We start from the raw sequence: 8,454 nt of genomic DNA, 5'->3' as shown, positions 1-8,454 counted from the left end.
TCGAAAGGGGAACTGCTGGGATAACGCGGTAGTGGAGAGCTTCTTCGGTAGCCTGAAGCAAGAACGGATTCAATGGCACCACTACCAGACTCGACGAGAAGCACAGCAAGATGTGTTGCATTACATCACGATGTTCTACAACAGCTTTCGGCTACATTCATATTTGGATTACCAAAGCCCGAATCAATATGAAACGGCCTGGAAAGAATTACGAGAAGTTGCTTAACTGGGTTGTCACAAATCAGTTGACCACGTCACATCGAATTCTCGCGGTATTTGATGAAATCCATCACTGTGCAGGCAGTGAGTTAGGAGCTACGAACAGCTGGGGAGAAGAAGTTTTATTGCGAATTCAGCATAAAGCAACATATACCTTAGCTTTAACAGGAACGCCCTGGAGGTCTGATAGGCGTCCTATAGTCTTGGCAGACTATTCAAATCCAGATGGTCAAGTTCAGTGTGATTTTGTTTATGGATTGAAAGAAGCTATTCAAGATCAGGTCTGTCGTTCCCCATCTATAGTCCTTATCGACAATGAACGGCTGAAAGTAGATTGCCTCGGCGAAGTTCAAGAGTTTAGTGGAGTTGCAGAGCTACTTAAAAAAAGCGAAGTTAGCTATCAACATCTGTTGCTTAATCTAGACGCTCTTAGATATTGCTTAAGCTTAGGGTGCTCACGCCTCCGAGGGTTGCGTAAGTCTATTTCAAACGCAGGAGGTTTGGTTGTAGCGTCTTCAGTTTCTCATGCTGAAATGATAGCAGAACTATTGAAGGTCGAGTTTCGATGTAGTGTGTCCGTAGTTGTGTATAAATATAAGGATTCAAAGGAAATTATTGATCGCTTTCGTCGTAATGACGATGAATGGATTGTAAGCGTAGGCATGATTAGTGAAGGGACCGATATCCCACGTCTTCAGGTCTGTTGCTATCTTAGTCGTATCACTACGGAGCTCTATTTTAGGCAAGTATTGGGACGTATATTGAGAATGACGGGAAATGGGGTTGCGACTGCATGGCTATACACATTAGCTGAACCGCAACTCGTTGAATATGCTCAACGTGTAGCTAAAGATCTACCAGAACAAAATATACTCACGATTGTGCCATACCCCTCAGGCGATCTTTGTTTTGGGCCTGGCAGTGACTGTAATGAATATCATAATGAAATGCCGGTAGATTCTCAGGAAACATTAGCTGGATCGTTTTATTGCGACCAATTTGGAGAATCGCATTTAAATTCCCTTCCTGACACCTTTCCAGATCGTTTTTCGCTAGTGTGCTTAGGGGCATTCCGCCAGAAACTATTGGAATATTTTGGCAGGGAAATTAAGACAACTTTTTCTGTTGATAATTAATCATCTCAGGAAGCGTCAAAATAAGTGTCTTTATTAAAGAGTATAAATCGAGATCATAGATAAAAATTGGTAGGGTCGTGAGTAAAATTATTGAATTAGTGCGATGCAGACTCAGGTGTCGGCTTTGCAATGATGTCATTGAAAGTCATGGATGGATGGTTAAATGTAGCTGTGGGGCAGTTGGAATAGATGGTAAACCAGGTAATCCTAATCAGCCCCGACGTCTTGTGGGGCAAACAGGGCAGTTCGTAAGCATGTGTGAATGGAGGCACGTTACCGGATACATTATTCGTGGCGAGGGGTCCAGTGTAAACTTCCACTATTCTCATCTTGAAGAAGGAGCATAGACGCATACAAACCTGCTAATTCGATTACTAAAAAAGTTCAGGATCCTGCATATAATTCAGCAATGGAAATCCCGTTTCGGTTTTGTCTCCGAGGTATCGGAACTCCAGCCGACTGTTCCAGAGGAGGGACAGACCCAGGTATGGACGACTCCGATACATCCCAATATGAGACCGTTTGCAGCGGTCCCACAATCAGCTATGAAGACTCAGCGATCCATGGTGGAAAAAGGCTGGCAGTTAATACGGTACGGACTGATGATCCTGGCGGTGACAGTTCCCACCCAGTCCTCTTCCAATGATCTCCTGGCGACTGTCGCCAGCCGTCATTTGGAAAAGGCGTCAATGGTAGAAAACCAGGCTCCGTTGCCAAGGCAAAATGTCAGTTCTCTGTCGCTCTTGAAGAAGACAAGCTCTTCCGTCGTCGAGGGGTATGAGCGATGCGAAACATTATGAAAAAGAACGTGTTTTCAGCCTTCGGGTAAACGAAAGGTTTAGGGGGGATTACGACTGATATGAAGCGATATTTTGTATTACATTGGTTGGCTGCATTTACAGACCACATTTTGTGTTCCAAGACATCCAGGGTGATATCGCCAAACGGACAGGGTGAATAATGACGACTGAACTTCGTAACGAAACCAATCTCACCACTTCAGAAACCGACCAAGGATCTGGGTTGTTGGTAGGATGGATTGTGGACATTGATACGGGTGGAAGTCCTCGGGTGGCCTGGGATGAAGCCTCCAGTCAAAATCCTCAGGTGGCGTTGGCAACAGTACCCGTCTCAAACGACGATGCAGGTCGTGACATTGCGATCTCTTTCGCCCGTAATGCCGGCGGTCAGCCGATTATTGTCGGGTTTCTGTATAGTCGTCTGGATCAATCCGTGGCCCATACCCAGGCATTGGGAGCCTCCATCGACATCTCTTCCCAGGAGCAACCGAAGGTGAGTTACAACGGCAAGGATCTGGAGATCCAGGCCGAAGGCTCCATCACGCTGCGCTGCGGTAAATCCCGTCTCACCCTGAACAAGGACGGTAAGATTTTGCTACAAGGCGAGCAGATTCTCAGCCGTGCCCGGGGCGCCCAACGCATCAAGGGCGGCAGTATCCAACTCAACTAGAGCACATGCCAAGAACTTAGGAAGAGATCGACAGAGCTTCATTCATGCTGCAACTGATTAACCAAACTCCATTCGCCGCCCAATTGGATGTGATACGTGATGAAACGGGTCGAGACGCTGTATTGGTGGTGGCCAAAGCGTCGTTTTCGCTGGATGGAACACCGCGATTACATCCGGATCAGGCGCCTATCGTTAGCCAAAATCAGTTTCATGGCGAGCCGGAGCAATCCAGCCTGAAGTATGCGGCGGAAAACCACCTGCCTCAGCCGGGGCTCAGTTGTGTATTGATTGGCAATGCCTGGGCACCGCAGGCCAAGCCCCATCAGCAGCTGGTGGTTCATGTTCAGGTAGGAGCTCTCCAGCAGGCATTGGCGGTGTTTGGCGATCGTCATTGGGAATGGTCAGGGCATAGCGAGCCCGAACCTTTTATCACGATGCCGCTACGTTACGAAAACGCCTTCGGTGGCCAGCATCATTTTAATCCTGATCTGCCGCCAGGGCCGGACTCCATGCAGATCCATCCCTATAATCCGGTCGGCAAAGGATTCCGGGGAAAACGCTCCACTTCAGAGATGATAGGGCACCCCTTACCCAACATCGAAGATCCCAAACACCTGATTGAATTACCGAAGGATCAGCCGCTACCGATTGGCGTGGGTTATGTCTCCCCAACTTGGGAGCCTCGCCTCAGTTATGTCGGCACCTATGATGGGCAGTGGCAAAAATATCGAGCCCCAGTGTTACCGGAAGACTTTGACCGCCGCTACTTCATGAGCGGCTCCCCAGGACTGAGTGCATTGAATCAGTATTTTCTGGGAGGCGAGCCTATTTCGATCACCCATACCCATCCGGAGCGGCCGCTGATTCAATCCATGGTGCCGGAATGCATCTTAAGTGCGGTGATTGATTTCGGTGGGGATCAGCATGCCCTTCCATTACGCATGGAAACCTTGATCCTGGAGTCCGAGCAAAACCGTCAGCAATTGGTGATGCGGGCTTTGTTTCCCTGTGAACGAAGAGTCACAAAAGTGGAGTCCGTCAGGATCAGGATTGGAGTATAAGAGGAAGTAATGAATATCGTTAGTCATTCAGTCAGTCACAGTACCGAGACTAAACAATCGTTTTGCTCTTTGCCAAGTATCAACTGTCGGACAATGTTGTGGAATGGATTAAGGCGGGGCGACTCATGAGCTCTATCACGATTCATTCTACTGGCGCCGTATCAGCCATCGGACTGACCCCTTCGGTGATGGCAGCCGCCGCCATGGCGGGAATCAGTATGATAAAAGAGCAGGACTATCTGTCGTCTACCGGTGAACCATATCGCATGGCACTGGTTCCAGATGAATGTCTGCCGGTACTCGACAATGGCGTCACAAGACAGAGCAGTTATCGCTATAGACGGATGTTGCAGTTACTCACGCTGGCTCTGGAACAAATCGAGCTTGACCGGAAAACACCGTTACCAGTGATGGTTAATTTACCTGACAATCTGCGCATCGACGGTCAGTCTCTACAGGTTCTTCAGGAAATTCATCGTCTCTCGGGCCAGCCAATTGACTGGATAAACAGCCGAGTTTACCAGCTGGGGAGAGCTGGAGGATTTTCTGCTCTCCAAGATGCTTGGTCGCTCATCGATGAAGGTCAGATAGAACAGGTGCTTGTGATCGGTGTGGATAGCTGCGCCTGTCCCAGGACCCTCCTACAGTGGGAAAAAGAGGAGCGACTCTTGTTGTCTAATGTCGGTGATGGATTTCTACCCGGAGAGGCTGCCGGCTGTTTATTGCTCAAGCGTACGAGTGAACACTCTCAGATCCAGCTCGGAGCACCTGCTGTCAGTCAAGAAACTGCACACTTTTATAATACTGAAGATGTGTGTTTGGGTAAGGGATTAACGGCTGTATTTGAGAAGGCATGTGAGCCCCTCAGAACTCCTGTGCGCCATGTGGCCTGTGGTCTCAACGGAGAGTCCTCCCACATTAAGGAGTGGGGTATCTCGGTTAATCGCCTGGATGACAGCCAGTTGGATAACCAGGCGAGTCTCATACACCCTGCAGAGTCATATGGCGATATTGGCGCAGCCAGCGCCCCAGTGCTTATCGCCATGGTAGCGAACATGCTGGGAGACAGCGATATTGAAGGCCCCGTACTGACTTGGTGTGCTTCTGATTATGAAACCCGGGGTGCGGTAGCGCTTTGGTTGCAAGAAAATAGATAGAGCTTTGAGCTTTACGCAGTAGAAAAAATATGGAGATTGGATGTGACTGAAATCGGGGAACCTATTTCAACTCCCATTGCCCGCTTGGCAGAGGGCAAATGCATCATTTGCGATGAGCAGCATGATCTGCAAAAGAAGGATGAGATAAAGCCTAGTGGTTGGAAGCGATCTGCTATTGCCGGTGTAGGAGGTAACTTTTTAGATGCGAAGAAAAATCTCTACCCAAACAAGGAGTCTCCTCCTAAAGTCTATCGCGCTGAGGGCCATCATTGCCTAGCATTCAGCGCGTTTATTATGGATGCGCGAAAGAGTCCAAAAGATCGGTTTGCTAGCCTCAATCATTATTTGAAGGAAAAGGGTTACGATCCAAATAATGACAATAACTGTATTGATCTTCCTGGACGAAAAACCAGAGGAGACCGAGACAAACATGCGCATTTCAAGGAATTTGAAAAAGCCGTGCTTGCTGGAAAACCCCTACAGTTGCATATTGGCGGGCACCAGAAGGATTTTCTGGGACAATCAAATCTCATGCTGCAGGACGTCATGAACTCGGCGCTGCGTCGAGAGTTCTGCAAAAAGCCCGATGATGAATTCAAAAATAAACTTAAAGAGTTAGTGATCATAAAAGAAGACATCGCCTTTAAAAATACCGCATCAGCCACGACCGGATGGATCGCTCACCCGATCCCATTGAATGATGCTGAAGACTATGTCAAAAAGAAGCACGGACTCACTGAAATTAAATACCCAAAACTCTAGAAACGACTTATGACTAAAAAACTGCTTTTCCCTGATATTGAGCGATCCCCAAATATTTCTGGCTCAGATAATTGCACTTGTTATGAGCCAATTTGGCAAAGAGGCAAACCAATCAATCAGAACAATTACGACCTGTCTCGCTTAGAATTTATCTGTGAGAACTTGCCATTGGGTAAAATGACCGATTTTGCTGTTACAGATGTTGGCTGCCCAATCGTCTCTAGCGCCTTAAAGAATGTTCTAGACCAGCTTGGCGTCGATAATATCGACTATTATCCGGCCACTGTGATTGAGAAGCCTGGTGCGGAACCACTACAGGGCTTTTTCGCATGCAACATCTTGGGGATGGTGAACTGTATTGACTTTGATGCTAGCGACCTTGTAGTCGAAATAGAAGAGGGTGAGGTCGTTGACATATACGAAGTGGAAACACTTGTCCTTAACTCAAAGAACTATGGCCTCATTTATCGAGTGTACTTCTATGAGCGGGTTATTGCCTTAGAAGATCCCTTAGCTTCCTCATTGGCATCACAAGGGTTTTCTGGACTGAAAATTATGGCTCCTGAAAATTGGGACGGCTTTGCGGGCGAAAAATAGTCGGCACCCGTAATTACACTCGTTTGTTAAACAATGACTACCTGTAGATAAGGAGATCCTATGTCTGTCACCATTTTTGCGAATACGCGTGGTATTTCTCACAAGGGAAGCGGTGGTAAAAGCATCGTATTTCCTGATGTCTGTAAAACACCTACCCCTGGTGGTCCAGTCCCAATCCCATACCCGAATATTGCGATGTCTTCCAACCTAACCAAGGGCACCAAGACAATCAAAACGGATGGTCAAATGGCCTCGATTAAGACCGCTCAATATGCCACCTCCACTGGTGACGAGGGCGGCACTGCTGGCGGAGGAATCAAGTCCGGTACCATCAAGAATGTGGCGGAATTTATGATGTATTCCTTCGATGTGAAATTCGAGGGCAAGAATGTCTGCCGCTTAGGTGACCCGCTATTTCATAACAAGAAAAATATTGCGATGTAATCGGGGTATCAAGTGAAGCATATTCCCGAAGTAACTGCCGCTTTTGTCGAGGACGCTGCTGGATTGTGGGACCAGTGGTGGAGTCAGCGTCAGCTACCAGAACCTGATCATGACTATATTCGTGAACTGAAACACCGGATCAAACCTTGTTTGAAAGGGGCGACTCTACTCCGAGAGCATATCTGGGAAGAAGCGGAACCAGATATCGAGAATTCTTGGGGCGGGGAATTCTTTGTAGGTTGCTTTCTGTCTTTACGGCCGTTTGATTTGGAACGCTTCAAGGTATACGTGGATCAGGGGATTCACACCTTTGCCACATGGCATGCCTTGTTGGATGCATTGCTGTGGCAACCTGATGAGCAGATTAAGCATCTTTGCGTACAGATGGTGAAATCCGGAAAGCCGGCGCATGCCGCTCTTGGTTTTTGTGCCCTCATGGAGATGGATATCCTGCCACCGAGAACTTGGACTGAGCTGATGAGAGTGGCAACTAACGCCAATAATGGCGTGGCTATTCAGGCTTTGACCCTGTATTGCAGTGCGGAAGCTGTACCCGAACTGATCTCTTTGGTGGAAACCATGGAAATCGCTGAAAAAGTAGCAGTATCAGAACGGCTGATGCAATTGGGTGTCTCCCCCGAGTCTTTACCTATTTCGGTTTTGATTTTTGAACCAGGTCCATACCGAGACAGGATGCTAAAGCAGGTGTTCCAGCATTTGGATTCAGAGCCTGCTGACCGGCTGATGAGAATTCTTCAGGAACGTCCTGAACCAATACGATCCTGTCTAATTGCTGTTGGAGCTGCAAAACGACAAGAGTTTGTGCCTTGGGTATTGGAACAGATGGAGAGGATAGAGCATCGTCGGATTGCTGGCTGGGCACTAGAACAGATTCTTGATGTTAATCTCATGGAATCTGGATGGTTAGATGATTCTGTTGAACTTGACGAGGAATGGCTTCGGAATCCAAGAGATATGGAGCTCCACTGGCCAAATATAAAAGTTGTCAAATCGCAGATTGATGTTCGCTGGGCTTCATCGAAAGGCTCAGGCAGTCTATCGGAGGTAGAATAGGTCACTGGAAACAAATGAAAGCCTAGCTCACCGTAGAATCGCGGCTGGTCCATTGAACATATCCTGAGACTGTAATTTAAACTGGTCTGATGCTTTGGCTGTCAAAGGTGTGGCTTACAATATCGAAACTGCTGTCGTAAAAGCCCTTAACAAAAAACGCTGAAATTAGCTCGTTGGTCGCTATATTCTCTTGCTCCTGTATTAGCTGTTGTTGCCATTCCCCTTACTAGCTCGTTAGTAGTTCATGGGTGGATTCAACCAATAATCGCAACACTCACCCAATAGCCACATTATTTTTCGTGAAATGGATTCCTTTAAGAGCTTATGTCCATATTAAACCACTTGTCTAGCAGTGTTCTTAGAACGAACTAGGGAGGCTCTGAATAACTCCCCAAATCAGTCATAATACGGCCAACTTCACTCATCAGGAATACTATCCATGGATCAGATGACTTTCTCCGAAGCTGAATACCAGAATAAGAAGCGTAAGACCCGCCGGGAAATCTTTCTGGAGCGAATGGATAAGCTGATCCC

11 protein-coding genes are annotated in these 8,454 nt (G+C 47.4%); all 11 read left to right on the top strand.

Annotated elements, in window-relative coordinates; genetic code table 11:
* Positions 1 to 226, top strand: a 226-nt coding sequence (locus F566_RS36065; protein WP_157496537.1) for an IS3 family transposase, incomplete at its 5' end; no start/stop codon positions are given.
* On the top strand, positions 189 to 1,355 hold the full coding sequence (locus F566_RS31470; protein ID WP_020405073.1) for a DEAD/DEAH box helicase: 1,167 nt from the start codon (positions 189 to 191) through the stop codon (positions 1,353 to 1,355). The genes F566_RS36065 and F566_RS31470, both read left to right, overlap by 38 nt.
* Positions 1,356 to 1,432: 77 nt before the next feature.
* On the top strand, positions 1,433 to 1,702 hold the full coding sequence (locus F566_RS38100; protein ID WP_425402002.1) for a DUF7695 domain-containing protein: 270 nt from the start codon (positions 1,433 to 1,435) through the stop codon (positions 1,700 to 1,702).
* Between the two features lie 198 nt (positions 1,703 to 1,900).
* Positions 1,901 to 2,155, top strand: a complete 255-nt coding sequence (locus F566_RS0100770; RefSeq protein WP_026179660.1) for a hypothetical protein — start codon at positions 1,901 to 1,903, stop codon at positions 2,153 to 2,155.
* Between the two features lie 160 nt (positions 2,156 to 2,315).
* The gene (locus F566_RS0100765) at positions 2,316 to 2,825 is read left to right on the top strand and encodes a DUF6484 domain-containing protein (protein WP_020405071.1); all 510 of its coding nucleotides are present in this window, start codon (positions 2,316 to 2,318) and stop codon (positions 2,823 to 2,825) included.
* Between the two features lie 44 nt (positions 2,826 to 2,869).
* The gene (locus tag F566_RS0100760) at positions 2,870 to 3,886 is read left to right on the top strand and encodes a DUF2169 family type VI secretion system accessory protein (RefSeq protein WP_020405070.1); all 1,017 of its coding nucleotides are present in this window, start codon (positions 2,870 to 2,872) and stop codon (positions 3,884 to 3,886) included.
* Positions 3,887 to 3,984: 98 nt separating this feature from the next.
* Positions 3,985 to 5,043: a beta-ketoacyl synthase N-terminal-like domain-containing protein gene (locus F566_RS0100755; RefSeq protein ID WP_245555109.1), complete on the top strand. Its 1,059-nt coding sequence runs from the start codon at positions 3,985 to 3,987 to the stop codon at positions 5,041 to 5,043.
* A 42-nt stretch (positions 5,044 to 5,085) separates the two neighbouring features.
* Positions 5,086 to 5,805 carry an AHH domain-containing protein gene (locus F566_RS0100750; RefSeq protein ID WP_020405068.1) on the top strand — a complete coding sequence of 240 codons (720 nt, stop codon included), beginning with the start codon at positions 5,086 to 5,088 and terminating at the stop codon, positions 5,803 to 5,805.
* A gap of 9 nt (positions 5,806 to 5,814) precedes the next feature.
* Complete coding sequence (locus F566_RS0100745) at positions 5,815 to 6,402, top strand: imm11 family protein (RefSeq protein WP_020405067.1); 588 nt, start codon at positions 5,815 to 5,817, stop codon at positions 6,400 to 6,402.
* Positions 6,403 to 6,462: 60 nt separating this feature from the next.
* Positions 6,463 to 6,846 (top strand): DUF4150 domain-containing protein, encoded by a 384-nt coding sequence (locus tag F566_RS0100740; protein WP_020405066.1) that lies wholly within the window; start codon positions 6,463 to 6,465, stop codon positions 6,844 to 6,846.
* A gap of 12 nt (positions 6,847 to 6,858) precedes the next feature.
* Positions 6,859 to 7,920, top strand: a complete 1,062-nt coding sequence (locus F566_RS0100735; protein ID WP_020405065.1) for a hypothetical protein — start codon at positions 6,859 to 6,861, stop codon at positions 7,918 to 7,920.
* Positions 7,921 to 8,454 lie beyond the last annotated feature (534 nt).

This window comes from Hahella ganghwensis DSM 17046 (assembly GCF_000376785.1).
In the GTDB taxonomy this organism is placed as follows: domain Bacteria; phylum Pseudomonadota; class Gammaproteobacteria; order Pseudomonadales; family Oleiphilaceae; genus Hahella; species Hahella ganghwensis.
Note: the sequence above shows the minus strand (reverse complement) of the source record. Positions and strands in the feature narration are given on the sequence as shown.